Below are 24,461 nucleotides of genomic sequence, written 5' to 3'. Positions count from 1 at the left end.
GACGAAAAAGGATGTTCGGGGCAAACGAATGCGAAGCATGCGGCCGTGACTACGATATCTATCGCAGAAAAAGACGGATTTATCGATGTCACAGGAAAGGACAATTCATCCCTCTTTGCTGCAGCGGAATCATCGAGGAGACGGCCGGGGCGGGACGTTTGTCGATTGCTACGGCAGCGGTGTCAACCATGTCACCGACAACCGGTTTGTGTACTGGGGCCGCATGAAGCTGATAGAGGAGGGTACCGCAATCGATGAGATCTGGGAGACGCGGCAGTTTAGCGGCGGCGTGGTCAAAAAGATCACGGGCGACCCGATCTAAAGAAGGAAGAAACCGTAACCAAGCCTTTAGAGGCGGGAGGCACCGCTTGTGCGAGCGGTGCCTTATGATCCTTGACGATCGGTTTTACGGTTTTGCCAGGTAGGGAGCTTAATGAATGTTCGGTGCAGTTGACGGATCGCCTATCTCGTCGGCGAGCAGATCGACTATCGAATGATCGGGATCTGCCAACGGAGAAGCCCCGTAGTAAATATCCACCACGGCCTCGGTAAACGTGGAGAACTCTTCGCGAGAGAAGTTTAGAACCATCCCGCGTACGGCCATGTGAACAGAATTGCAGCCGCCACACGGCCACAGCTTGACCTCGGCCATTTCTCTGATCGGCTTTGCCGTGCGAACTATGTGCATCGAGTCTGCTCCTTTCATATCAATTAATATTGAAAACGACATTCAATATCAAGATATAGATTCAAAACCGCCGTGTCAAGCCCACGCAGATGCTCTGTGATTATCTTCCGCCGAAATTAGCTGGGCGTTTTTCGAAGAATGCTGCGATGCCCTCTTTGAAGTCGGCCGACTTGCCCGACTCGATCTGGCACTGATGCTCGAGCGCGAGCTGAGCGGCGAGGTCGTTTGAGAATGTGGCGTTCAACATTTGCTTGATACGGCCGAGGGAGCCGGTTGGGCCTGCGGCGAGCTTTGACGCCATTGATCGAGCTTCGTCAAGCAGGGATGCGGCAGGGACAGCCTTATTGATCATGCCAATTGCGACAGCTCGTTCGGCTGTGACGGCATCGCCCGTCATGAGGAGTTCGGCCGCTATCTTTTCTCCCACGGCTCGCGGGAGGAAGAATGTCCCGCCGCAATCCGGCGAGAGGCCGATGCGGACAAATGCTTCACGGAACGATGCGTCATCTGCAGCGATGACGATATCGCATGCAAGCGCAAAATTGACACCGGCGCCGGCGCAGACGCCGTTGACGGCCGCGATGAACGGGACGGCTGTTTCTCGGATCAGTTGAATGACGCCGTGGAGGGCGCCGAGCGGTTCCTCAAGAAACGCCTCGATGCGGCCTTCTTTTTCCCACAGGGACTGCATTTCACGCAGGTCGCCGCCGGAACAGAAGGCACGGCCGCTGCCGGAAAAGATCACGGCCCTTGCGCCATCAAGTATCACCTGCCGAAACGCTCGGTCGAGGTCCGCGGTCAGCTGCTGCGACAGCGCATTCAGGGCGTCGGCCCGGTTCATCGTAACGGTCGCCACAGAACCGTCGAATTCGTAAAGGACTGTTTCGAGGTTCATATCAGGCGTTTCTCGCGCGCGAGCGACTGGATTCGTAGCAATCCTTGCAAAGGACAGATCGGCCGGTCTTTGGCTGGAAGGGCACGGTGTCGTGCTTGCCGCAATGGTCGCAGACGATCTCGTAACGTTTTGGTGCGTCCTCGCGCAACGCGGCTTTTTTTGAACGGCACCGCGGGCAACGCTGCGGCTGCATCATGTTGCGCTGGTAGTAGATCTCCTGGTCCTTTTCGCTAAAAATGAAGATCTCTTTGCACTGAACGCACGGTATCTCGATGTCCGGCATCGCATTTACCTCCTGGCTACAATCTTGTGATGGCGAATTTTATCACAGCTCCGGCTATCGACTTAACTCGGCAACATGGTTTCTCACGGTCTGGCCGAGCATCTCCAGGTTATAACCACCTTCCAGACACGAGATGATGCGTCCCGAGCACGTCTCAGATGCCCATTCCTTGAGCGTCGCGGTCATCGAAACAAAATCTTCATCCTCGAGCCGAAGTTGCCCGAGCGGATCCGTGAGATGAGCGTCAAAACCTGCTGAGATCATTATCAGGTCCGGTTTGAACTCTTTGCCGATATCCCAGACCGCCGCCTCGAACATTCGCTTTTGCTCATCGGAGCGTGTTTCGGCCCGGACTGGCACATTCATCGTCGTCCCAAGCCCTCGTCCGTGGCCTGTCTCGCCCCGGCTGCCGGTTCCCGGATACCACGGATACTGATGCATCGAGAAAAAGAAAACCGTGGCGTCGTTGTAAAAAATGCCCTGCGTGCCGTTTCCGTGATGGACGTCCCAATCGATGATCGCGACGCGGTCGATCTCTTTGTATTGGTTTTGAGCGTATTTGGCGGCGATGGCGACATTATTGAACAAGCAAAATCCCATCGCGCGTTCTGCCGTCGCATGATGGCCCGGCGGGCGAACGACAACGAACGCATTCTCTGCCTCGCACTGCATCACGGCATCGACGCCCGCAATCGCTCCGCCGGCAGCAAACAACGAGGCGTCGAAGGATTCCGGCGAGATCGTCGTGTCGGCGTCCAAACGGTCGTAACCGTTCTCAAAGGCGCTTTCGACACGCTTGAAGTGCTGCGGCGTATGGGCCGCCTGGATGACACCTTTTGACGCCTTTTCCGGCGTGATCTCGTTCAGGTTTGGCCAGAGCTGTCCATCCTCTCGGAGAGCATCCATCACGGCCGTGTACCGTTGCGGCGTTTCGGGATGTCCGACGCCGGTGTCGTGCTTTTCGTAGATCGCGTGATGAATGAGGGCCGTGCGCATGAGTATCAAATATAGCCGCTTTCGTGCAATAGTTCGCCACGAGCAAAACGGTCGAATCCGAGGCTCGAAACATCCATGAAACCTGCCTCGCCGTCGAGAATGCTCTCGGCCAAGGCCCTTCCCGTCGCGGGCGAGTGCATTACGCCGTGGCCGGAAAAGCCGCACGCGAGATAGAGGCCGTCAACTTCACATGCACCCAATATCGGATGATGATCGGGAGTGTTCTCGTAAAGCCCGGCACGGCACTTCTCATATACGATGCGCGCGCCGTTCAGGAACGGGGCACGGTGCGCGGCGCGTTCGCCGATCTTGTCGAGATACGTTTCGTCGAATTCGGTGGAGAAGCACGGCGGCTCGTCGGGATCGGGCCAGGCGAAGAGCACGGCGTTCCGGTCCTGTGCCTGTCCTGCGCCGTGATGGAAATCTTTGGCCGGGCGAAAATGGAAGCCGTCCTTCATATCGATGACCATCGGCGTTTCGGCCGGCAGCGGCTGCGGAGCCTCGGCCCACACGATCTGTCGCCGCTGCGGCGTGACCGGCAGGTCGATGTCGGCTGTAGCGGCAAGCCGAGTCGACCACGCTCCGGCGCAGATCACGGCCTTCTCACATTCAATGCGGCCGTCTTTCGTCTTAATTCCGGTGACGCGGCCGTCCTCTACGAGGATCTTTTCCGCCTCGATACCTGTCAGCACGCGCGTACCGCGTTGAGATGCCCCGACGATAAAACCTTCGAGCACGGCCAGCGGATTGATAAAGCCGTCCCGCGGCCCGAACGCACCGCCGACGATATCATCGACGTTCAGGCCCGGCACCATCGCTACGATCTCGTTCTGCGTTACGAGATGGACGTTGTCATAGCCTAGCTGTTGCTGACGCCTGATCGTGCGGTCAAGGTACTCGAGATGCACTGAGCTCGTGGCCAGGAAAAGATAGCCCTTTGGCTCATATTCGACCGGTTGGTCCCAATTTCGAAAGAAGTCGATCGAATACAAGGACATCCGGATATTGATGTCGGTTTCAAATTGAGCACGCACGCCGCCGGTGGCTTTCCCGGTCGAACCTTCGCCCAACGACGGCGCACGGTCAAGCACGACAATGTCGCGAACGCAGCGCTCCGCAAGATGCCATGCGACGCTCGCACCGATCACGCCGCCGCCGATGATGACGACCTCAGGCATCTACTTTGCGAAGACCTGCGACATATCGGCGAAGGCCTTGAACTCCAAAGCGTTGCCGCTCGGATCAAGGAAGAACATTGTCGCCTGCTCGCCGACCTCGCCGTGAAATCTAACCTTTGGCTCGATTATGAACTCGATGTCGGCCGCGCGGAGTCGGCCCGCCAACGTTTCCCAATCATCCATCGACAGGATCACGCCAAAATGCGGCACGGGCACGTCATCGGCATCGACTGGATTGTGCATCCGCACACCGGCGGCTTCGGGCGCGAGGTGCGTAACTATCTGATGGCCGTAGAGGTTGAAGTCGATCCAACGCTCGGAACTGCGACCCTCTTCGCAGCCGAGCACTCCGCAGTAAAAGCCGCGCGCCTCGTCCAGGTCATGGACGGGAAATGCGAGATGGAATGGATGCATAGGCCTTATGATAACCTCTTTGTCTAATGCTCGACACCGTCGAAAATTTTCTTACCGCATTTGCCGCGAGCCTGGCTGACGGGACGTTTGTCAAGGTGACGCTAGGCAATTATAGGGGCGCGGAGGAGCACCTGCAAAAGCTCAACATTCGCCTGATCGAAACGAAAAAGGGCCGTCGATTGTTCTTTTTGTACAAGTACGACACTCGCGACACCGCCAAGAACTATGACTTCGACGAAGGACAGCAACTAATAGCAAAATGCCTTGACGGCGAGTTCTTTAGCGGCCATCTGTTCACAAGCACAGCCGATCATCAGCTTGAGATCGGTAAGAAGGGGCGTTCGCGGCTAAATATTGCGAAACCGACGTTTATGGCTGCTCCCATGTTGGCGCATGACCGGAAAAAGACCGAGTTCGTCGATCGTCGGGCTCATTATCTGCGATCCCTCGGTATCACGACCGACCGCGGCGACATTCGCGACAAGCAGCAGGACAAATGGCGGCAGATCAACAAGTTCGTCGAAACCTTGGCACATCTGCTCGATAAGTCGCGTTTGAAAGGTCGTCCGAGTTTGCGTCTGGTGGATATGGGCTCGGGCAAGGGTTACCTGACTTTTGCCGCGTACGATTATTTCGCGAATGTTCGGGGGCTTGACGTGTCGATGGCAGGCGTCGATACGCGTTCAGAGCTTGTCTCGCTCTGCAACGACATTGCGGTCGCGAGCGAATTTGACGGCCTTCGATTCGTTGAGGGAAGCATCGACAGCTTCTCGCCCGACGACGTCGACATCCTGATCGCCCTTCACGCCTGCAATACTGCGACTGACGACGCTATCTACAAAGGCATTCGCTCTGAAGCCGAACTGATCGTCGTTGCCCCGTGCTGTCACCAGGAACTGCGTCCACAGATCACGCCGCCCGAGATGTTCCGTGACGTGCTCAAGCACGGCGTGATGCTTGAACGCGTTGCCGAAACGGTGACCGACGGATTACGCTCACTGCTGCTCGAACGAAGCGGCTATTCGACCAGACTCTTCGAATTTGTGGCCGCCGAGCACACGCCGAAAAACAACATGCTCGTCGGTACAAAACTCGACCGTCTGGCCGATCCGCGTCGTTTTGATGAACAGATTACAGCGATCAAGGAACTCTACGGGATAACCGGACAACGTCTGGAGACGCTTCTTGCTTGACCTTCAGGGCCATCGGACGTAATATTATCGTTTGCGCCGAGCGGCGCGAAGGTGAGGTTATGAAACAGGAAATTCATCCGAATTACACCGACATCACGGTGACGTGTGCGTGCGGACACAGTTTTAATACGCGCTCGACGATGGGCGAGGAACTCCATATCGAAATTTGTTCCGAGTGCCATCCGTTCTTTACGGGCAAGCAGAAGCTGGTCGATACGGCGGGACGCGTCGATCGGTTTAACAAGCGTTATCAACGTGGCGGTGCAGCAGCCGCGAAATGATGTTCCAGGCTAACTACCGGTATTAGCTTTCTAGAATCCGACGCCGACCTTTGGCCGATCGATCGAGGTGTGCAAACGCCCGCGATAGGTGAAAAAAGGTCGGCGTTAGTCGTTTTTGCATCTAACATCCTTGGGGCATGAGGCCGAACGGAAACATGAAGAATATGTCGCGAAAACTGAGATTCCTGCACACCGTATTTGCAATGGAGCGTGACCTGATCGTCGGCGGCCAGGCCGTGATGGAGGGCGTCATGATGCGGACTCCGACGGCATACGCCATCGCATGCCGCCGTCAGGACGGCTCGATCGTCACGACGGCCGAGACGCTGCCGAAGTGGAGCGATAAATACAAGTGGCTCAACACGCCCGTGCTTCGCGGCGGTGCGACGCTGATCCAGTCGATGGCTTTAGGCGTAAAGGCGTTGAACTTCTCGGCCCGTATCTACGAAGAAGATGCCGCTGCGGCCGAGGCGGCGGAGAAGGCAAAAGTTGTCGAAACGCAGGCTGTGCTTGCGACGGGCACTACGGACGAGGATTTCACGAAGGCTCCTGTAAAGGTCGTGATGCCGGAGAAGGCCGAAACCGGCAAGGCCAAGAAAGTGGGCCAGTCGGCGAGCGCTGTTGGATCGATCGTTTTTGCGTTGGGATTCAATATTTTGCTTTTTATCGTGGCTCCGTTGGTGCTGACGAATCTGCTCTTTATCTGGATGGGCTGGGCGCCGTCGCCTGAGATCGGGGCCGGCGCGGGCTGGTTCGAAATGGTCAAGGCATATGTATGGAAGATCAAGCTTGATTCGTTCGGCACTTGGGTGGCGTTCAATCTCATCGACGGCCTAATCAGGATGGCGTTTTTCATCTTTATGATCTATTCGATGTCGTGGATCAAGGATATTCGCCGTGTCTTTGAGTATCACGGCGCGGAACACAAGACGGTATTTACCTGGGAAAAAGGCCTCGAACTGACGCCGGCTAATGCGACCGGCCAGCGCCGCCAGCATCCACGATGCGGCACGTCGTTCCTGATGGTCGTGATGCTGATCGCGATCGTGTTGTTCTCGGTGATCAATTTTGAGGCGATGTGGCTGAACCTCGTCGTTCGTATCGCGCTGATGCCGCTGGTCGCGGGCCTTGCGTATGAGGTGATCCGTTACGCGGCAAAGAAGGAGTCCGGAGCGATATTCAAATTGATGACGCGTCCCGGGATCTGGCTGCAAAACATAACGACGCAGGAACCTGACGAACAGCAGCTTGAGGTCGCGATCAGGGCGCTTGATGAGTCGCTCAAATTGGAACCCGCGACTTAAGACGTTTGCCCACGAAAGACACGAAGGGCACTAAATAGGCTTCCTTTTTGTGTTTTTTGTGTATTTCGTGGGCTGAATTTTATGCTGGAAAAGTTGGCACAAATTGAGAAGACCTACGAGGAACTGACCGAACAGATCTCGAGCCCTGAGATCATGTCGGATATGAAGGCGTATGCCAAGGCGATGAAGCAGCATCGTTCCCTTGGCGAGATCGTCGAGAAGTATCGTGAGGTCAAGAAGATGCAGGAAGACCTGACCGGTGCCCGCGACCTGCTTGCGCTTGCGGATGACGACGACATGCGTGAGATGGCAAACCTCGAGATCGCCGAGATCGAGGAAAAACTACCTGTTGCCGAAGAGGAGCTAAAGGTCCTGCTCCTGCCAAAAGATCCTAACGACGAGAAGAACGTCATCCTCGAGATCCGTGCCGGAACCGGCGGCGACGAGGCGACACTGTTCGCCGGCGACATCCTGCGAATGTATGCCCGATACGCCGAACGCCAGGGCTGGAAGATGGAGATAATGGACGCCTCTGACACGGGCGTCGGCGGAGTCAAAGAGGTGACCGCGATGATCGAGGGCGATAACGTTTACTCGAAGATGCGCTTCGAGAGCGGTGTCCATCGCGTCCAGCGTGTGCCGCAGACGGAATCGAGCGGGCGAATTCATACATCCGCGATCACCGTTGCCGTGCTGCCCGAGGCCGAGGAAGTTGACGTGCAGATCGATCAGAACGACCTCAGGATCGACACATTCTGCTCGTCGGGGCCCGGCGGGCAATCGGTAAACACGACATATTCGGCGGTGCGCATCACGCACCTACCGACAAACACGGTCGTCTCGATGCAGGACGAAAAATCGCAGATCAAGAACCGCGAAAAAGCGATGCGCGTTCTGCGTGCCAGATTGCAGGAGATCGAGGAGCAAAAACAGCACGACGCGCAGGCCAGCGAGCGAAAATCAATGGTCGGCTCGGGCGACCGATCAGAGAAGATCAGGACGTATAATTTCAAAGAGAACCGTGTCACCGACCACCGCATCGGCATGACGGTCCACCAACTCGACCTCGTGCTCGACGGCCAGTTGGACGAGTTCATCGAAACGCTCAGAACGTACTATCAAACTGAGAAACTAAAGGGCGAAGCGGTCACTGCATAATGGTCTGTTGTATACTTCGTAGAGCGAGAATCTGAATGAATAACCGCGATGAAATACTTCGGCTTTTAGAGATGCACCGTGAGCCGATCAAGAGATTTGGAGTCAGGGAGATCGGCGTTTTTGGCTCGTTTGCCCGTGGAGACCAGGAGGCAACTAGTGACGTGGATGTATTGGTTGAGCTGGCCCCAGGTCACGAGACATTTCGCGACTATATGGACCTACTTTTTTACCTTGAGGACATCTTCGGGCGAAAGGTCGATCTTGTGATGAGGGACACCGTTAAGCCCATTATCCGCAATCGAGTCCTGAGCGAAACGGTTTATGCCTCGGGATATTAGCCTTTATCTCGCCGACATCATCGAATGCTGTGACCGCATCGCCGAGTACACGGGCGGACACACGCTCGCCTCGTTCTCGCAAGATCACAAGACAATCGATGCGGTAGCTCGTAATTTCGAGATCATGGGCGAGGCCGTTAAGAACGTTCCGACCGAGATTCTCGAAGCGCAGCCAGAGGTCCATTGGTCTGGGGTTGCCAGTTTTCGGGACGTAATCGCCCACCAGTACTTCAGAATCAAATTAACGGTGGTTTGGGACATTGTTGAGAATGAGTTGGACGGTATTCGTTCCGCCGCTTCAGTCTTGTATCACTTGCTACCTGCTACAGACGATTAAGCATGCCTCACCCCACTCGCCTATATCTGATCCGGCATGGCCAGTCGGCGGGGAACGCCGCGGGGCGTTTTGGCGGACATGGGCCGACGCCGCTGTCGCCGCTGGGTGAGAAACAGGCCGAGGCGACCGCGGCGCTGCTGGCAAAAGAGGGCATCAACGTCATCTATTCGAGCGACCTCCTGCGTGCGGTCCAGTCTGCTGAGTGCCTTGGGCGGGCCGTCGGACTGCAGATCCATGTATCAGATGCCTTCCGAGAGCGTCACGTAGGCGTGCTCGAAGGGCTGACCTTCGACGAGTCTCGCGAACGTCATCCCAAGGACTACTACGCGCTTGTCAACCGCAACATCAACCACGTCATATCGGGCGGCGAGAGCTATCGCCATCTGCTCCGGCGAATAACAACAAAGCTTCACCATGTACTACGCGACCATCAAGGTGAGCGGATTGCGATCTATTCGCACACAGGGGCCATTTGCTTTATGACGCTGCACCTGATGGGTGCGATCCACCGAGACACAAAGCAAACGCCGTGGCTGGTCACATCAAATTGCGGCATCAATCGCTTCGAGATTCGCACCCGTCGAAATATCCGCGTTCAGGCCCTAAATGACACGCGTCACTTGACCTCCGTAACGGGCAACGACGCCTTCGCCGCGCGCTGAGCCTCGTTTGGTCGTGTTCAGGTTTCTGGAACACTATTCAGAAATTTGGACGAATTTCGACTGCTTCGGGCCGGGGAGTCTCATAACCGCTGTATTTACTTGTTCGAGCACGTATGTTATCCTCGGCATACTAATTGCGTTTTCAGTTTAAGTATCACTGTATCCGGACCTTTCCATAAGGTCATGCTGCAAGGATCAGCAAACGGAATGAGCCGGAACACCAGAATTCGGAGGAATTAGATGAAAAGGGATTTGCGTATTATTTTGTTGTCGGTCATTGCCGTCATGATGGCGGTCGTTGCGGCGTCTGCACAAGAGACGACCGGAACTCTTGAGATCAGGGTCAAAGACGCGACAGGGGCCGTCGTTCCCAATGTCTCGATCAGGATCACAAGCACGTCAGGGAGTTTTCGTAGAACAGGGACTACTGACGATTCCGGCTATCTTCGTGTCGTTCAAGTTCCGCCCGGGCAATACACCGTTTCCGCCGATGCGACTGCGGGCTTTGCGGAGAAGAGAATCGAACAGATTACCGTGGCTCTTGGCCAGGTAACACCAGTCAACCTTGAAATGGCGGTGGGAACAGTAAGCGCAGACGTCACTGTCACGGCCGACAGCATGACTGGAATAGACATAACGGGTAATAATAATGAGGCGACTTTTACATCTGAGGTTGCAGAGCTTTTGCCTAAGGGCTTGAATTTTTCGTCGATCGTCAAGTTTGCTCCGGCAGCCAACACTAATGCGGGCCGTACGGGCCAATACCAGATCGATGGGGCGAGCGCATCAGAGAATGTGTTTGTGATCGATGGGCAGGAGGTTTCGGATGTTTTGAATGGGGCGTTGCTTATCAACAGCACTCTCCCATTCTCACTTGTCGAAGCAACTCAGATCAAGTCGAGCGGATATGAGGCAGAATTTGGCGGAGCCACGGGCGGCGTCATTAACGTGGTAACGAAGAGTGGCGGTAACGACTTCCATGGAGAAGTCGGCGTTACCCTTAGATCGTCTCGGTTTGAACCTACACCACGGTCTACATTGCTTTTCCCAAATTCACTCGAATATTATCCCTCGCGACGATCGCCGTCGAATGAGACCAACCCAACGTTTACCGCGCTTGGTCCTATTTGGAAGAACAAGGTATGGTTCTCGATCGGATATGCACCTCAAATCGTGACCTCGAATCGTGAATTGGTCTTTCGCGACAGGGATACGCGCGAACTGGTCGGGATGAGCGAGCATTATCGTTTTAAGCAAACGAATGAAAAGATGTTTTTGCGGTTGGACGGCCAACCTTTCAATAAACTCCACCTTACGGGTACCTTTCAGTTGAATCCGGTGCATTACCTTGGTGGCATACCGGGATATGCCTCAGAATTATTGACGGGTACTGGCTCGCCGCCCGTGTATAGTCTGCCATGCCAGGCCGGAAATCCGAACCTGTGCGGTGCAGATTACACAAATCAGACGGGCGGTCGGCTGAACTCGCTCAATGCCATGGTGAGCGGTTCCTATTTGATCGGCAGCAACCTCGTGGTTTCAGCGCGAAAGAGCCATTACTACTTCAATGACCGATTCGGGACATATGGCCTTGGCAATGCGACGACCCCTCGCATCTTTTGCGACCGGTCTGTGGGGTTCCCTGCACCTCCTCCTTTCCCAGCTAACTTCGGATGCAGCGCCGGCGGCGGTAATAATGTCGGAGCTGCGGCGTCGTCAAGTTACGATATGAACATTAGGGACCAACTCGATGGTGACGTCACCTATAGCTTTGGTCTCGCAGGCCGTCATGAGTTGAAGGGAGGCTTTCAGAACAACAAAACGAGAAATAACGTACTCCAGGAGAACAATGACATTATTAATCTCAAGTGGGGCACACTTCGCGTCCCCCAGGTTCCGGGGGGAACGGAGACGTGGCTGACCTCCCAAACCGGCGTTACTATGCCGGCGGCTCCCGGGGCAACGGGTTTCGGCAAGCTCACTTATTATGCAGTTGATGCTGATTCGTTGGGTGTCAATCGGGCGATCTATGTCCAGGACAAGTGGCAGCCGGTTTCGCGGCTAACCCTGAATTTAGGGCTACGCGGTGAGAGGGAGTTTGTTCCGGCCTTCTACGAGGGAATCCGGGGAATAGACTTCAACTGGAGTTCAAAACTTGCTCCGAGACTGGGAGCGGCATTTGACGTTACCGGTGATGGCAAGACAAAGGTCTCGGGCTTCTACGGTTTGTTCTACGACAGGTTTAAACTGACGATGTCCCGGCGAACCTTCGGCGGAGAGTCGTATCACTTCCTCTATTTTGACCTCTTCCCAACTGATACTTTAGCAACGCTAAATCGCGCTTCGATCACAGGTGGGATGGACTTTATTCGCGGCAGTTCGTGTAGTGCGAACACAGGCCCGATCCCGGGTTACGGACGCGTTCGATGTGATCAGGACACGAGTGATGACAACGCTGCCGACCCTAATATCGACCCGAATTTGAAACCATTCCAGCAGCGCGAGGTTACATTCTCGATCCAGCGACAGTTGAGTAAGAATTACTTGTTCACAGCTCGTTACTCTCGAAAGCAAGTTTTGCATGCGGTCGAAGATCTGGCATTTCCGGATCCCGATGATCCCGGTGCGACTGCTTGCTGCAACTATTGGGTCACGGGGAATCCCGGAGAGGGCCGGGCTAAAGAGGTCGCTGATTACTTCGGTTTTACTTCTCCAAAGGCCCAGCGGCAATACGACGCCTTGGAACTCCGGCTAGATAGACGGTATGAAGATGACTACTTTTTTAGTGCAAACTATACGTGGAGCCGTCTTTATGGAAACTATAGTGGCTCGGCCAGCACCGATGAGGAAGGCCGCTTGGAGCCAAATATCGAGCGATACTTTGATTCGCCCGGTTCAGGGTTTCGTATTACCGGCGGTCCGGACAATGGCCGGTTAGCGACTGACGTTCCGCACATGCTTAAAGTCTATGGCACTTACACGCTGAATTGGGACAAAATTGGTCTGTGGAAGTCGAACTCTACTGATTTTCAGATGTTCTATACAGCCGCCAGCGGAACCGTTCTCACATCGTTTGCGCAGCTTGATACCGTGGAACAGACGGTCTTGTATGGCCGTGGTGATCTTGGAAGGACGCCTACGTTCTCACAGACGGACTTTGCGATTCGCCATTCGATCAAATTCGGCAAGGATGGGCGGTTTAATCTGAAATTTGACGCTGACGTGATCAACTTGTTTAATCAGAGCGTCGTGCTCAGCACTGGACGAAGCAATCTTGCTCCGCTTTACCAGAGAGGTAATATGATCAGTCCCCAGAGCTTTGGGGCGTTGACGCCAAGCCTTGGATTGCTTACGCAGGCTCAGTACAATACATGTCAGGTCTGCTGCCGATTTCAGACCCTGCTGGGGCATCGCCTATCGCACTCTACAGGCCAATGGAGCACCTGGAATAATCAGTGCCGTAGCCCCTGGCGGCTCAGCACCCCGGAACCCTTACTATAATATTCCGGGGACGTTCCAGCCGAAACGGACTATTCGCTACGGTGTGAGGTTCTTCTTTTAACCTTTAGGCGATGGGTCTCGAAAAGGCCGTCCTCCGGGGACGGCCTTTTTGCGTTTCCGAACTGTAAGAAGTAAGTTCGACGGCTACTTTTTCGCTTTCGACCTTTCCTCAAACGTCACAATAAGTTGTCGGATCTTAGTTGCGTCGCGAGCGTCCGGCTGGGCTTTGAGAAACAATTTAAGTTCCCGTGCCGCATCCGCGAACCGACTCATGTCGTTTCCATACAACAGAGCAAGTTCCCAGTGTACGCGCGGCGTACTGCCAAAGAGGTCTTTCGCTTTTACCAATCGGCGCTCTGCTTCCTCAAACCGCTTGGCATGACGAAGCAGGACGGCATAGAGCAAGGCGGCGTCAAAAAAAAGTGCGTTTGCGTCGCTTGCCTGCTTCGCTGCCGCTAATGCCTCAGGATACCGCTCCATCGAATAAAGCGAATATGCTAATCCATACCAACTTCGAAAAGATCGCGGGTTGACCTCAACAGCTACTTTGAAGAGGATCTCGGCGGCGCGAAATGTCTCCGGTCGCCCCATCTGTACATATTCGCCGGCGAGTAGCTCTAGTGCAGAAAAATACTTAGGGAAAAGACTGATCGCTGCACGAAGGTGCTCCAGGGCCGCTTTTGTGTTCTTGTGTTTAAGTTCGTCAACAGCTTTCTCATATAGCGCTTCGGCGTCTTTGGGCACGTCCTGCAGAAAAACCGCTGCCGCCGCCGGATCGGCTCCCTTGCGCAGCCTCAAATATACGTCCTGCTGATATGTCGAATAGCCGCCAGTTCCTGAAAGAGTGAATGCATTCCTGATCTCGATAGAAACTTCCTGCTCCTGATAGGCAGTAAGAAATGGCCTGACCCGGATCGTGATATTGCCCGTGCCCACTCCGGAAAAGGTATAGCTTCCTAACCCGTCGGTGCGGGTTTGGCCTACGGTTCGGTATAGATCATCGAGTAGTTCAACATAGATATCGGACAAGGGACGGCGATCAAGGCCATAGACCACGCCGAAGACGGTATTCCCATTCTGAGCAGATACCAAAATCCGGCTGCCGGACAAAATGATCGCCGAGATCAGGACGCAGAAACATGCAGAGACTAACGCATGATGTCGCATATTGTTTAGAGTAGCCCGAAACGTGAAATGTTGCACTGCGCCAATTTCTAACGGGTGACATGGCAAAGCCCGTTCAATAGCGGTTTGTTATAATTTGAACGGGAGAGCATATCGCCAATAGCATGATTCGCGGATCAATTCGCGGCCTTAAGCACAACCAGCTTCGACGTATTGAGCGGCTCGGCACGAGGCGGGTGGCGTCGGATGAGATCGTTTCGGCGGAGCTGGCGCGGCAGATGGCGGAGGTGTCGCATGAGACGGGGCGTCAGGTCGGGGTGCTGCTCAATCGCAAGGGGCAAGTCGAGTATGTGATGGTCGGCACGGCGAAGCAGATCGAGATGCCGGATTTTGGCCGCGCACGCGTGTCAGAGGACAGGTTTCGCGGGCTTCGGTGTGTTCACACTCATCTGCTTGGAGAAGGGCTTACGCAGGACGACCTTACTGACCTCGCCCTGCTCCGGCTTGATCTGATGTCGATAATTCAGGTTGACCGGCGGACCGGACTGCCCGGGCTGGTCCACTCGGCGCACCTTGTCCCTTCGGATGCGGCCGATCTGGCCGACAACGGGCATTCGCTCCCCTACGCCTTTCTCGAACCTGCTATTCCGTCACAGCTTGATGTAAATGTTTCGGAGCTTATCGAATCGCTCGAGGACGAGATGGCGCGTGTTCGGATGACGGCTCGAACGCGTCATGCGGGACGTGATCGAGCGATCCTGGTCGGGGTTACGACCGGCGATACGGAGCGGGAAGAAGAATCGCTTGCCGAACTTCGTGAGCTGGCAGAATCGGCGGATGTCGTCGTCCTCGATACGGTCATTCAGCGGCGGCCGCAGATCGATTCGAAAACTGTATTGGGTAGGGGCAAGCTTGACGACCTGCTTATCCGGTCGATGCGGCTGGGGGCTGATCTCCTGGTATTCGACACAGCCTTGACGCCGGCGCAGGTCCGATCGCTGAGCGAGGCCACCGATCTGAAGGTCATCGACCGTCCGCAGCTCATTCTCGACATTTTTGCGCAACGGGCGCAGTCGCGCGAGGGAAAGCTGCAGGTCGAGCTCGCTCAACTAAAATACCTGCTGCCAAGACTCGTTCTTGGCCAGAATTCGGCATTCTCACGCCTTGCCGGCGGCATTGGCGGTCGCGGGCCGGGCGAAACAAAGCTCGAGACCGACCGCCGCCGCGTGCGCGACCGCATCTCGCAGCTCGAGCGGCAGGTCGATAAGCTAGGGCACCAACGACAGGAACGGCGTAAGACGCGAGTTCAAAAACACCTGCCGATCATCTCGCTTGTCGGCTATACTAACGCGGGAAAATCTACGCTGCTCAATGCACTGACGCAGAGTGACGTTTACGCCGAGCGAAAGATGTTCGCCACCCTCGACCCTACATCGCGGCGGCTGAGGCTGCCATATGATCAGGAGGTCATTATCAACGACACGGTCGGATTCATTCGCGATCTGCCGGAGGCTCTTGTGTCGGCGTTTCGCGCGACGCTTGACGAGATCGCGGACAGCAGCCTGCTTGTGCATGTGGTCGATGCCGCAAATCCGCGCGCGATGCAGCAGATCGTCGCTGTGGACAATATTCTCAAGGACCTCGGCCACGCCGATGTGCAGAGACTTATCGCACTCAACAAGGCAGACCTCTTGAGCGAGGACGAACTCGAGATGATCTCACGAGATGTCCGGCATGAGACCGAAGCGAAAAGCATTGCGATCTCATCCGTTCGGCGCGAGACGCTGCGGCCCTTGGTCGAGGAGATCGGTATGCAGATCGGCGAACACGATAAGACACGGCAGGCAACAGTTCGATGAGCAAGCGCATAAGGGATCTCAATTCGCCGGTGACGCGTTTCCTTAGACGGGCCGTCACCTTGGTCGTTGAACCGTTAGCTCGGCTGTCCGATACCCAGCAGTTTTGGCTCGGCTTCGGCGCGCTTGCGGTGCTAACCGCGCTTCTGATCCAAAACCCCTTTTGGCAGAGTGTGCGCGGGCCGGAATATCAGCCCGGTGATATTGCAAAGCAACAGATCACCGCGCCCGCAGATATCTATTCCGTTGACGAGGTAGCGACCGAACTCGACCGCGAAGACGCCCGTCGCAAGTTCAAACCGATATTCCGCTATTCGGCCAATCGCGGCGAGTCTGCCGTCCAGGCATTCGTCTCGGTGTGGGAGAACATCCGGAGCCATCCGGGCCAGTTGAAAGCGAAGTCGAATACGAATGCGAGCGGCGATACGCAATGGCCCGGATCGGCCGACGCGGGCAAGGTGATGGCCGCTCGCCGCTACACGGCCAACGAGATCGAGGCCGTCAAGACAGCTATCCGCGAGGCGGCGAGCGGCTATATCTACGACGACTCGGAAAAGCAGTATTTCGCTGATGAGGTGACGATATTTGATCGATCTCGTCCCGGAGCGAGGTCAACCGTTACGCTGCCGGAAACGAACTGGACCTCACTGTCTGAGGCCCGCGAAGGATTACGGCTGAAGCTGTCGGCAATTCGTAGCTTTTCGGGTAAAGAGATAGAGGCGTTCTACTCGGCCGGACAGATACTCATCGAACCGAGCGTGACGTTTGACAGTGTCGCGACCGAAGCCGGCCGCGAAGCAGCGACGGCAGCGGTCCAACCGCGTGTGATCAACCTTAAACGGGGCCAGAAGGTCGTCGGCGATGGTGAGGTCATCACATCCGACGCCTTGGCCAAGATCGCCGCGGTTTACAACTTTTCCTCGAAAACGAGACAGGCCAATCGCTTTCTCGGCCTGCTCGTGATCGTCGCATCGCTCTATTGGGTAGCGTGGCGCTTTGTCCAGCATCGCGGCGTTGTCCCAAGGCTCGCATTGACCGAACGACGGACATTCGCACTATTGGGCTTTGTCGTTCTGGTCCAGACCCTGATCGCGTCCGCTCTCTTTCGACTCGTCGAGTTCACGGCCGCTCAAAACGTCAGTGCTCCCTTGAACGACGCGCTGCTATGGTCGCTAGCGATACCTGTCGCGACGGGCAGCCTGGTAATGGCACTCCTCGCTGACAGGCCGACCGCCTTGGTGGCTGGCGTGGTCAATTCACTGATAACGGGGCTGTTAGCTCCGCGCGGGATCGAGTTTGCCGCATATTCCGCGATCGTTTCGTCTGTCGCCGTTTACGGTATCAGCCGTTACCGAAGCCGTCAAACGGTCACGCTCGCGGGCGGACTTATCGGAGCCGCAAGCGCCGTACTCGGGATCGCTTTGGTGGCATTTACTCAGGTTCCGTTCACCTTGAATACGGTCCTGCTGGCGATAGCATGCGGGCTTGCCGGCGGGATCATCACGGCGGCCGTGACGGCGGTGCTGCTGCCGGTATGCGAGTCATTTTTCGGTATTCTGACAGACGTAAAACTGCTCGAACTCTCTAATGCCGATCTGCCAGTCCTCGGTCAGCTTGCCCTTCGGGCACCGGGCACGAACCAGCATTCGCACGCCGTGGGCCAGCTTGCGGAAGAGGCGTGCCGCGTCGTCGGTGCAAATGGCCTGTTAGCCCGCATCGGTTCGCTCTATCACGACATTGGCAAGACCGCCGCGCCGGAGCATTTCGTCGAGAACCAACAGAATGAGAATCCGCACGACCGGCTCAACCCGATACAGAGTGCAAAGATCATCATCAGCCACGTAACCTACGGCATGAAGCTCGGCAAAGAGATCGGCCTGCCGGCTAGGATCGTGGATTTCATTCCACAGCATCACGGCACCCGCACCCTGCACTATTTCCTTAAGAAAGCGCAGGCCCAGGCACGGCCCGATGAGATCGTAGATGAGAACGACTTTCGCTATCCGGGGCCAAAGCCGCAGTTCAAAGAGGCCGCGATCATGATGATCGCTGATTCGTGTGAGGCTGCAGCTCGATCGCTTGCCGAGCCGACGCCGGAGAATATCCGGTTCATCGTCACAAAGATCGTGGATGCGATCCTGGCCGATGATCAGTTGGACGAGTGCGACCTGACACTGCGAGAACTGACGCGGATCAGGGAAGCGATGATAAGATCGCTCGTCGCGATCTATCATTCGCGGGTCGATTACCCGGGCTATGTGCCTCCGACTTCAGGACAATTTCGTCTCGCCGATGAGGTGGAGACAACCGGGAAAATGAGGTATTCAGACCCTGCAGAGATACCCGTTTCGCCGGGCGGCGAGATAGAGGACGAGGCGATAGACCGTTCGCATCAGCCGAATCGAGCCGAGGGAACATCTGCGAAGTGAGACGGCGTCGCTCTCGTGTTGGACTGGCTGGGCATTCGATAGTAAGCTTATCCTCTCTGGTAACACACTATGACGATCGTCTGGATAGCAGTCGGTTTCCTGAGTGCAGTCGTAGTTTGGCTGCTCTTTTGGGTTGTCATAACGCGGGTGTCGGGCCTTAGCAGAAGACAGGCCGTCTTCGTGTCCGGCGGTTTGCCCGCCCCCGCGCCGTCCGGGTTTTATCGCGGCACGGCATATTTGCTCGGCGGCGGGCCGGTGCCGTGGCTTGGGAAATCATTTGAACCGTCAGAGAACGTCGGATACAACATTTTTACTCCAAATGGAGCAAAGCTGCTTAAGCTGATGACGCCGCTCTACAAACGGTTCCGTGCAAATGCGGACGGGAACACCGACGCCTATTACTTTAAGACGACGACCGGGCCGGGCTTCAGAGATCCCGACATAGAGACCTTCAAGCTCGATTACGACTCACCGGAGAATCCGTTTCTGATACGCATCATCCTTGACGAGATCGTCGAGACGGCACCGAACGAGTATCTCGGTAAGGTGCATATGAAGGTGTTTCCCGGCTACTATGCGACCATAGGCTATTTCGGGCTGCGTAAGTAATATGCTCAGACGTTACACATTCTGGCTGGCGGCTGCGGTGTTGTTTCAGTTGCTGACGGCACTGTTGCATTCGTTCAGCCTCTTCGTGAGGCCGGAGGGGTCGAACGACACCGAGCGGCAGATGATGACGCACCGCTTCGACATGGGCGGCGGCTTTCACCCGACGGCTGCGAATCTGATGACGGCGTTGAGTTCGTGTTTCTTGTTCGTCTGTCTGCTCGGCGGCCTAACGCTCGGTTACCTGCTGTGGAAACAGACCGAGCCGAATGTCATGAAGGGCGTCATCGGCATAAATCTGATCGTCTTCGGGGCCATCTTTGCCGTAATGGCCGTATTCACGTTCCTACCACCGATCATCCTGACGGGGCTGATCTTCGTAAATCTTCTCGCGGCATTTCTCGTCGTTCCAAAGGTCGAAGCCGTGATCTAGATCCTGCCTTTTAGCCTGTTATAGGTGTCGGTTAGAGCCTCGGGAAGCGTACGCGTCTGGCCGATCGCGGTCATGAAGTTGGCGTCGCCGACCCAGCGGGGAAGGGCGTGCATGTGAAAATGGCCCTCGACCCCCGCGCCGGCGGCCTTGCCGAGGTTCATACCGAGATTGATGCCGTCGGGTTTGTAGACCTCGGTTAGGGCGGCCTGCGCTCGTTTGGTCAGGTCCATCATTTCATCGGTTACGGCTTTTGATGCCTGATCGAGTGAGGCGATGTGTTCGTAGGGCACGATCATCAGGTGGCCGCTGGTGTAGGGATAGATATTGAGGATGACAAAATTATACTCGGCACGACTGAGGATAAACTTCTCCTCATCGCCGGCCGAGCTCTTGAGTATCTCGCAAAATACGCAGCCGCCGATTGACGTTTCGGGGCCGCGCGAAATGTAGTCAAAGCGCCATGGGCTCCACAGAACGTCCACCTATTCGCTCTTGTTTATCAGATCCTTAAGCTCCTTGCCCGGCTTAAAGTAGGCCACGCGCTTAGCGGGGATATCGACCGTCGCACCGGTTTTCGGATTGCGGCCCTTGCGCGAATTTCGCTCACGCACCCTAAAGCTGCCAAATCCTCGAAGTTCGATCTTTTCGCCCTTGTTAAGCGTGCCGGTGATGCTGTCGAAGATGATCTCGACGAGCTGTTCGGCATCCTTTTTGGTCATGTCGGCTTCGCGGGCTACCCTCTCAACCAGATCAGCTTTTGTCATGTCCTTCAGTTCTCCAAAAAAGACTAGTTCCCGTAATGCCCTTAATTAATTTGAGCCTTCGGCCGCTTTTGTTTCGGCGTCCTCGGCTGCGGTCTCGGCCTCTGCGGCGGGAGCGTCTGCTGCTTCTGCAGGTGCGGTTTCCTCCGTCTTCGCGGCCGGTTCGTCGGAGGTCTCGGCCGTTTCGGCAGCAGGCTCGGCGATGACTTCCGGTTCAGGCGATTCCTCAGCAGCCGGTTCAGCGACGGTTTCCGCCTCAGGTTCGGCCTCGGCGCTTGGGGCCTCTTCCGCAGGTGCTTCGACGGGGGGAGTTTCCTCTGCGGTTTCGGTTGCTGTTACCGATTCAGGCTCAGCCTCGGCGGCCGGTGCCTCCTCGACCGGTGTTTCTACCTCGGGAGCAGCTTCGGCTTCAGCCGCCGCTTCTTCCGCGGCAGCTTCGATCACAGGCTCTGCGGCTGCTTCTTTCTTAGCCTTCCCCTTTTTCTTGGGAGCTTCTTCCGCGGGTGCTTCTGCGGCCGCGTCTGTGCCAAACTTCAGGTTGGCCAGCTCACCGAGCGAGGCCATGCCGCCCTTTGCTTCGGTCGAGTAAATGCGAGTGTCAACGATTGGCTCATCGTCTTTGCCGACCGCACGACGCGACAGGCCGATCTTCTGATCGCCCGGTTCAATGCGGAGGATCTTGAAGTCAAGCTCCTGGCCAAGCTCGGCAACAGACTCGGGCCGTTCGACACGCTCATCCGAGAGCTCCGAGATATGACACAGCCCTTCGAGGCCTTCGCCGATCTCGACGAAAACACCGAAGTTCGTAAACCGCGAGACCTTGCCTTTTACAACGTCACCAGGGCGATGCGTCGCCTGGAACGTCTCCCATGCGCTCGGCGTGAGGTCCTTCATCGAGAGCGACAGCCGCTGGCCGCGCTTGTCGATATTGGTGACGATCGCTTCGATCTCCTGGTCCTTGGTGAGAATGTCTTTAGGGTGCTTGATCTTCTTGGCCCAAGTGATATCCGAGACGTGAACGAGCCCGTCGATGCCCTCTTCGAGTTCGACAAACGCCCCAAAGTCGGTCAGGTTCCTGACGCGGCCCTGAACGCGTGCGCCGACCGGATATCTGAGATCGACCGTCTCCCACGGGTTCTCCTGGAACTGCTTCATTCCAAGGCTGATACGCCGCTCGACCGTGTCGACGCCGAGCACCTGGACCTCGACCTGCTGGCCCTTGTGAAACAGTCTCTTCGGGCTCTGAGCACGCCGCGACCACGATATCTCCGAGACATGGACGAGCCCTTCGACACCTGCCTCAAGCTCGACGAATACGCCGTAATCAGTAACCGACGAGACCGTGCCGTTGACCTTGGTATTGACCGGATAGACCTCCACGACCGTTGACCACGGGTCGGGCTGAAGTTGCTTATAGCCCAGCGACACCTTTTCCTTTTCACGATCCAGCTTGAGGATCTTGACCTGCAAATGCTCGCCCGGACTGAACTTGTCGCTCGGGTGCTGGATGCGGCCCCAAGACATGTCCGTGACATGCAGCAACCCGTCGATACCGCCGATATCTACGAAAGCGCCGTATTCGGTCAAGTTCTTGATGGTCCCGTCCACGATAAAGCCAACATCGATATTTGCCATCGTTTCCGCCTTCTGGGCGTTGACCACCTCGTCGGTGATGATCTTTCGCGAGAGGACTATGTTGTTGCGTCGCTTGCTGAACTTGATAATCCTCGCCTCGATGTCCTCGCCGATGTAGCTATCGAGCCCGCGGGTCGGCCGCGAGTCTATCTGCGAACCGGGCAGGAACGCTTCGATGCCGTTGAGGTCAATGCGGAGGCCGCCCTTTGTCTTGTCAACGATGCGGCCGGTAACGGGACGTTCCTCGCGAAACGCGGCTTCAAGATCATCCCAGACCTTCCGGCCGAGAGCATCGGTCCGCGACAGAAGGGGTGCCCCTTCGCCGGAATGCATGCTGCGAATGACAACCTCAACCTGTTCGCCAACCGTGGCCGTAACCTGCCCGTCAGGGTCGGTGAACTCTTCGATCGGGACAAAGCCCTCCGATTTATGGCCAAAATCGACCAACACGCCGCGTTCGTTGATGCCGACGACAGTGCCATTCACCAATTCGCCGGTGTCAAAACCGACCTGGTCCGCCTCGAATTGTTCGAGGATCGCTCCGAAGTCGATCTCATTTGGAGCCTGCGATTCTTCGCCGGCAGGCTGCGTCGGGACGGGAGCCGGTGGCTCAGGTGCTGCAACTGCTTCCATCACGGGAGCTTCAGCCGGTGCGGCCGGCGTTTCCGTCGATGCCGTCGCCGGGGTCTCATCTGCCATTTCCGGTGCCGCGCTGGCGGCCTCAACGGCCGGCTGGGCTTCAGGTGCGGGAATTGCCTCTATTTGTTCACTCGCTGTTTTCTCGATCGAATTCGATTCCTCAGCGTCCAGGTTAACCTCGTTTGTCATTTACAGTACGTCTAAACTTCCTTATCTAAGTTACTTATTCTTCAATAATTTACCATTGCTATAATACAGCCCGTCATCGATCTGTCATTGTCGTTTTGCTATCCCAAAAGCGGACATCAAAGGCGGACAACGCTGATCGATTCGTTTCCCGGCTAGTCGCACGCGGTGGCAAAACTCAAATTTACGCGCAGTCAGCCTAAGCTGTCAAGGTGAAATCGGTGAAAATCCTTTATAAATCAACGTTTGAGATGCCCCACGCAACGAAAAAGCGCCTCGAAAGGCGCCTTTCGGATATGAGCTTTGCGGGTGGCTCAGTTTCGCTCGATGACGTCGGTGACGGCGACGACGCCGGAGTTTTTTTCCATCTCTTCGCGCGAAGATGTCGTGGTGTTTTGAATGCCGGCAAGACGTAGTCGGAATTCGTCCGGGTTTGTCGAGCCGCGCAACGCTTCGTCCAACGTGATGAGGCCCGATTGGTAGAGGTAAAACAGCGATTGGTCAAATGTCTGCATTCCGTATTGCGACGTGCCGGCGGCGATCGCGTCGCGGATGCTCGACGTCTTGTCCTCGTGCAGGATGTAATCCCTTATCAGCGGTGTGGACACTAATACCTCAACGGCGGGAATTCGGCTATTTCCTTTAGCGCTCTTCATCAGGCGCTGCGACACTACCGCCTTTAGCAGCCCTGCTAACTGTAACCTTATTGACTTCTGCTGATACGGTGGAAACGCGGAGATAATTCTAGTGAGCGTCTCGGGCGCGTCCAGCGTGTGCAATGTCGAGAGCACGAGGTGGCCGGTCTCGGCGGCGACAAGCGCGGTTTCGATCGTCTCAAGGTCACGCATTTCGCCGACGAGGATCACATCAGGGTCTTGGCGCAGAGACCCGCGCAGGGCCTCAGCAAACGACCGTGTATCAACATCCACTTCACGCTGGGTGATGAACGACTGTTTGTCCTTGTGAAGAAACTCGATCGGGTCCTCGATAGTGACGATGTGGCAATTGCGCGCATCGTTGATGTGATCGACGATGGCTGAGAGCGTTGTCGATTTGCCCGAGCCGGTCGTGCCGGTGACGAGGATCAGGCCGCGATTCTCGTCGGCGATCTTGCTGAGGATGGGCGGCAGGCCGAGCTCGGAGAAATTCTTGACCGTGTCCGAGATCACGCGGGCGACGATGCCGATCGAATTGCGCTGCTGAAAGATATTTACGCGAAATCGCCCAAGCCCCGGAACGCCATAACCGATGTCGACCTCGTAGGCCTCTTTGAAATGCTGCTTTTGCCGGTTCGACATCATCGAGAACGCCATCTCAAGCGTCTCGTCCTGCGACAGCTTGCTCACGCCCGAAAGCGGCTTTAGCTCGCCCGTCACGCGGATAACAGGATTCGACCCGGCCCGCAAATGCAGGTCCGACGCCCCAAAACTCATCGCCATCCGCAAAAGATCATCGATCCGTGTTGCCATAAATCAAGAAACTAAAGGTATTATTCGCTGCGACAGGATACCGCGCGGGTCGCGCCCGCACGAATTGCAGCAAAGCTGTCTAACCCCAAGTTTA

The 24,461-nt window shown here is 56.1% G+C and carries 24 protein-coding genes; 13 read left to right on the top strand and 11 right to left on the bottom strand.

The genetic code is table 11. The features are described 5' to 3' along the window. The first annotated feature begins 85 nt into the window (after window positions 1-85). Window positions 86-322 (top strand): hypothetical protein, encoded by a 237-nt coding sequence (locus IPM59_13325; GenBank protein MBK9216548.1) that lies wholly within the window; start codon window positions 86-88, stop codon window positions 320-322. A 108-nt stretch (window positions 323-430) separates the two neighbouring features. Here IPM59_13325 and IPM59_13320 read toward each other — a convergent pair whose 3' ends face one another. The 6 genes from IPM59_13320 to IPM59_13295 form a co-directional block, all read right to left on the bottom strand. Continuing rightward, window positions 431-706, bottom strand: a complete 276-nt coding sequence (locus IPM59_13320; protein ID MBK9216547.1) for a hypothetical protein — start codon at window positions 704-706, stop codon at window positions 431-433. Window positions 707-788: 82 nt separating this feature from the next. Next, on the bottom strand, window positions 789-1,583 hold the full coding sequence (locus tag IPM59_13315) for an enoyl-CoA hydratase/isomerase family protein (GenBank protein ID MBK9216546.1): 795 nt from the start codon (window positions 1,581-1,583) through the stop codon (window positions 789-791). 1 nt (window position 1,584) lies between these two features. Continuing rightward, a complete protein-coding gene (locus IPM59_13310; GenBank protein ID MBK9216545.1) occupies window positions 1,585-1,866 on the bottom strand; it encodes a zinc-ribbon domain containing protein in 282 nt (93 codons plus the stop codon). Window positions 1,867-1,920: 54 nt separating this feature from the next. Next, window positions 1,921-2,862 (bottom strand): histone deacetylase, encoded by a 942-nt coding sequence (locus tag IPM59_13305; protein ID MBK9216544.1) that lies wholly within the window; start codon window positions 2,860-2,862, stop codon window positions 1,921-1,923. A 5-nt stretch (window positions 2,863-2,867) separates the two neighbouring features. Further along, a complete protein-coding gene (locus tag IPM59_13300; protein MBK9216543.1) occupies window positions 2,868-4,040 on the bottom strand; it encodes an FAD-binding oxidoreductase in 1,173 nt (390 codons plus the stop codon). Next, window positions 4,041-4,454, bottom strand: a complete 414-nt coding sequence (locus tag IPM59_13295) for a VOC family protein (protein MBK9216542.1) — start codon at window positions 4,452-4,454, stop codon at window positions 4,041-4,043. It abuts the gene before it with no gap. Between the two features lie 26 nt (window positions 4,455-4,480). Here IPM59_13295 and IPM59_13290 point away from each other — a divergent pair, with 26 nt between their 5' ends. From IPM59_13290 to IPM59_13255, 8 genes are all read left to right on the top strand, one after another. Then, a complete protein-coding gene (locus IPM59_13290) occupies window positions 4,481-5,647 on the top strand; it encodes an SAM-dependent methyltransferase (protein MBK9216541.1) in 1,167 nt (388 codons plus the stop codon). Between the two features lie 59 nt (window positions 5,648-5,706). Continuing rightward, entirely contained in the window at window positions 5,707-5,928 is a 222-nt protein-coding gene (rpmE, locus tag IPM59_13285) for a 50S ribosomal protein L31 (GenBank protein MBK9216540.1), read from the top strand. Window positions 5,929-6,092: 164 nt separating this feature from the next. Continuing rightward, window positions 6,093-7,232: a DUF1385 domain-containing protein gene (locus IPM59_13280; protein MBK9216539.1), complete on the top strand. Its 1,140-nt coding sequence runs from the start codon at window positions 6,093-6,095 to the stop codon at window positions 7,230-7,232. Window positions 7,233-7,313: 81 nt separating this feature from the next. Then, on the top strand, window positions 7,314-8,390 hold the full coding sequence (gene prfA / locus IPM59_13275) for a peptide chain release factor 1 (protein ID MBK9216538.1): 1,077 nt from the start codon (window positions 7,314-7,316) through the stop codon (window positions 8,388-8,390). Between the two features lie 35 nt (window positions 8,391-8,425). Next, window positions 8,426-8,728, top strand: a complete 303-nt coding sequence (locus tag IPM59_13270; GenBank protein MBK9216537.1) for a nucleotidyltransferase family protein — start codon at window positions 8,426-8,428, stop codon at window positions 8,726-8,728. Then, a complete protein-coding gene (locus tag IPM59_13265) occupies window positions 8,712-9,065 on the top strand; it encodes a DUF86 domain-containing protein (GenBank protein MBK9216536.1) in 354 nt (117 codons plus the stop codon). The genes IPM59_13270 and IPM59_13265 overlap by 17 nt, the downstream gene beginning before the upstream one ends. A 2-nt stretch (window positions 9,066-9,067) precedes the next feature. After that, window positions 9,068-9,727 (top strand): histidine phosphatase family protein, encoded by a 660-nt coding sequence (locus IPM59_13260; GenBank protein MBK9216535.1) that lies wholly within the window; start codon window positions 9,068-9,070, stop codon window positions 9,725-9,727. 240 nt (window positions 9,728-9,967) lie between these two features. Further along, on the top strand, window positions 9,968-13,228 hold the full coding sequence (locus tag IPM59_13255) for a carboxypeptidase regulatory-like domain-containing protein (protein ID MBK9216534.1): 3,261 nt from the start codon (window positions 9,968-9,970) through the stop codon (window positions 13,226-13,228). Between the two features lie 144 nt (window positions 13,229-13,372). Here the strand turns inward: IPM59_13255 and IPM59_13250 are convergent, their stop codons facing one another. Beyond that, the gene (locus IPM59_13250; protein ID MBK9216533.1) at window positions 13,373-14,395 is read right to left on the bottom strand and encodes a tetratricopeptide repeat protein; all 1,023 of its coding nucleotides are present in this window, start codon (window positions 14,393-14,395) and stop codon (window positions 13,373-13,375) included. Between the two features lie 122 nt (window positions 14,396-14,517). Here IPM59_13250 and hflX point away from each other — a divergent pair, with 122 nt between their 5' ends. The 4 genes from hflX to IPM59_13230 all read left to right on the top strand — a co-directional run bounded on the left by hflX (window position 14,518) and on the right by IPM59_13230 (window position 19,677). Continuing rightward, entirely contained in the window at window positions 14,518-16,212 is a 1,695-nt protein-coding gene (gene hflX, locus IPM59_13245) for a GTPase HflX (GenBank protein MBK9216532.1), read from the top strand. Further along, window positions 16,209-18,638: an HDIG domain-containing protein gene (locus tag IPM59_13240; GenBank protein MBK9216531.1), complete on the top strand. Its 2,430-nt coding sequence runs from the start codon at window positions 16,209-16,211 to the stop codon at window positions 18,636-18,638. The genes hflX and IPM59_13240 overlap by 4 nt, the downstream gene beginning before the upstream one ends. Before the next feature lie 69 nt (window positions 18,639-18,707). Beyond that, entirely contained in the window at window positions 18,708-19,247 is a 540-nt protein-coding gene (locus IPM59_13235; protein MBK9216530.1) for a hypothetical protein, read from the top strand. A 1-nt stretch (window position 19,248) separates the two neighbouring features. Then, window positions 19,249-19,677, top strand: coding sequence for a hypothetical protein (locus IPM59_13230; GenBank protein ID MBK9216529.1), 429 nt, complete (start codon window positions 19,249-19,251; stop codon window positions 19,675-19,677). Here the strand turns inward: IPM59_13230 and IPM59_13225 are convergent. The 4 genes from IPM59_13225 to IPM59_13210 form a co-directional block, all read right to left on the bottom strand. Next, window positions 19,674-20,159: an HIT domain-containing protein gene (locus tag IPM59_13225; protein MBK9216528.1), complete on the bottom strand. Its 486-nt coding sequence runs from the start codon at window positions 20,157-20,159 to the stop codon at window positions 19,674-19,676. The genes IPM59_13230 and IPM59_13225 overlap by 4 nt on opposite strands. Continuing rightward, window positions 20,160-20,441 (bottom strand): HU family DNA-binding protein, encoded by a 282-nt coding sequence (locus tag IPM59_13220; protein ID MBK9216527.1) that lies wholly within the window; start codon window positions 20,439-20,441, stop codon window positions 20,160-20,162. Between the two features lie 45 nt (window positions 20,442-20,486). After that, the gene (locus IPM59_13215) at window positions 20,487-22,706 is read right to left on the bottom strand and encodes a 30S ribosomal protein S1 (GenBank protein ID MBK9216526.1); all 2,220 of its coding nucleotides are present in this window, start codon (window positions 22,704-22,706) and stop codon (window positions 20,487-20,489) included. Between the two features lie 506 nt (window positions 22,707-23,212). Continuing rightward, window positions 23,213-24,367 (bottom strand): type IV pilus twitching motility protein PilT, encoded by a 1,155-nt coding sequence (locus IPM59_13210; protein ID MBK9216525.1) that lies wholly within the window; start codon window positions 24,365-24,367, stop codon window positions 23,213-23,215. Between the last annotated feature and the right edge of the window lie 94 nt (window positions 24,368-24,461).

The organism is Chloracidobacterium sp., from assembly GCA_016715795.1.
Classification (GTDB): Bacteria; Acidobacteriota; Blastocatellia; order Pyrinomonadales; family Pyrinomonadaceae; genus OLB17.
This window is presented reverse-complemented; position numbering and strand designations above follow the sequence as displayed.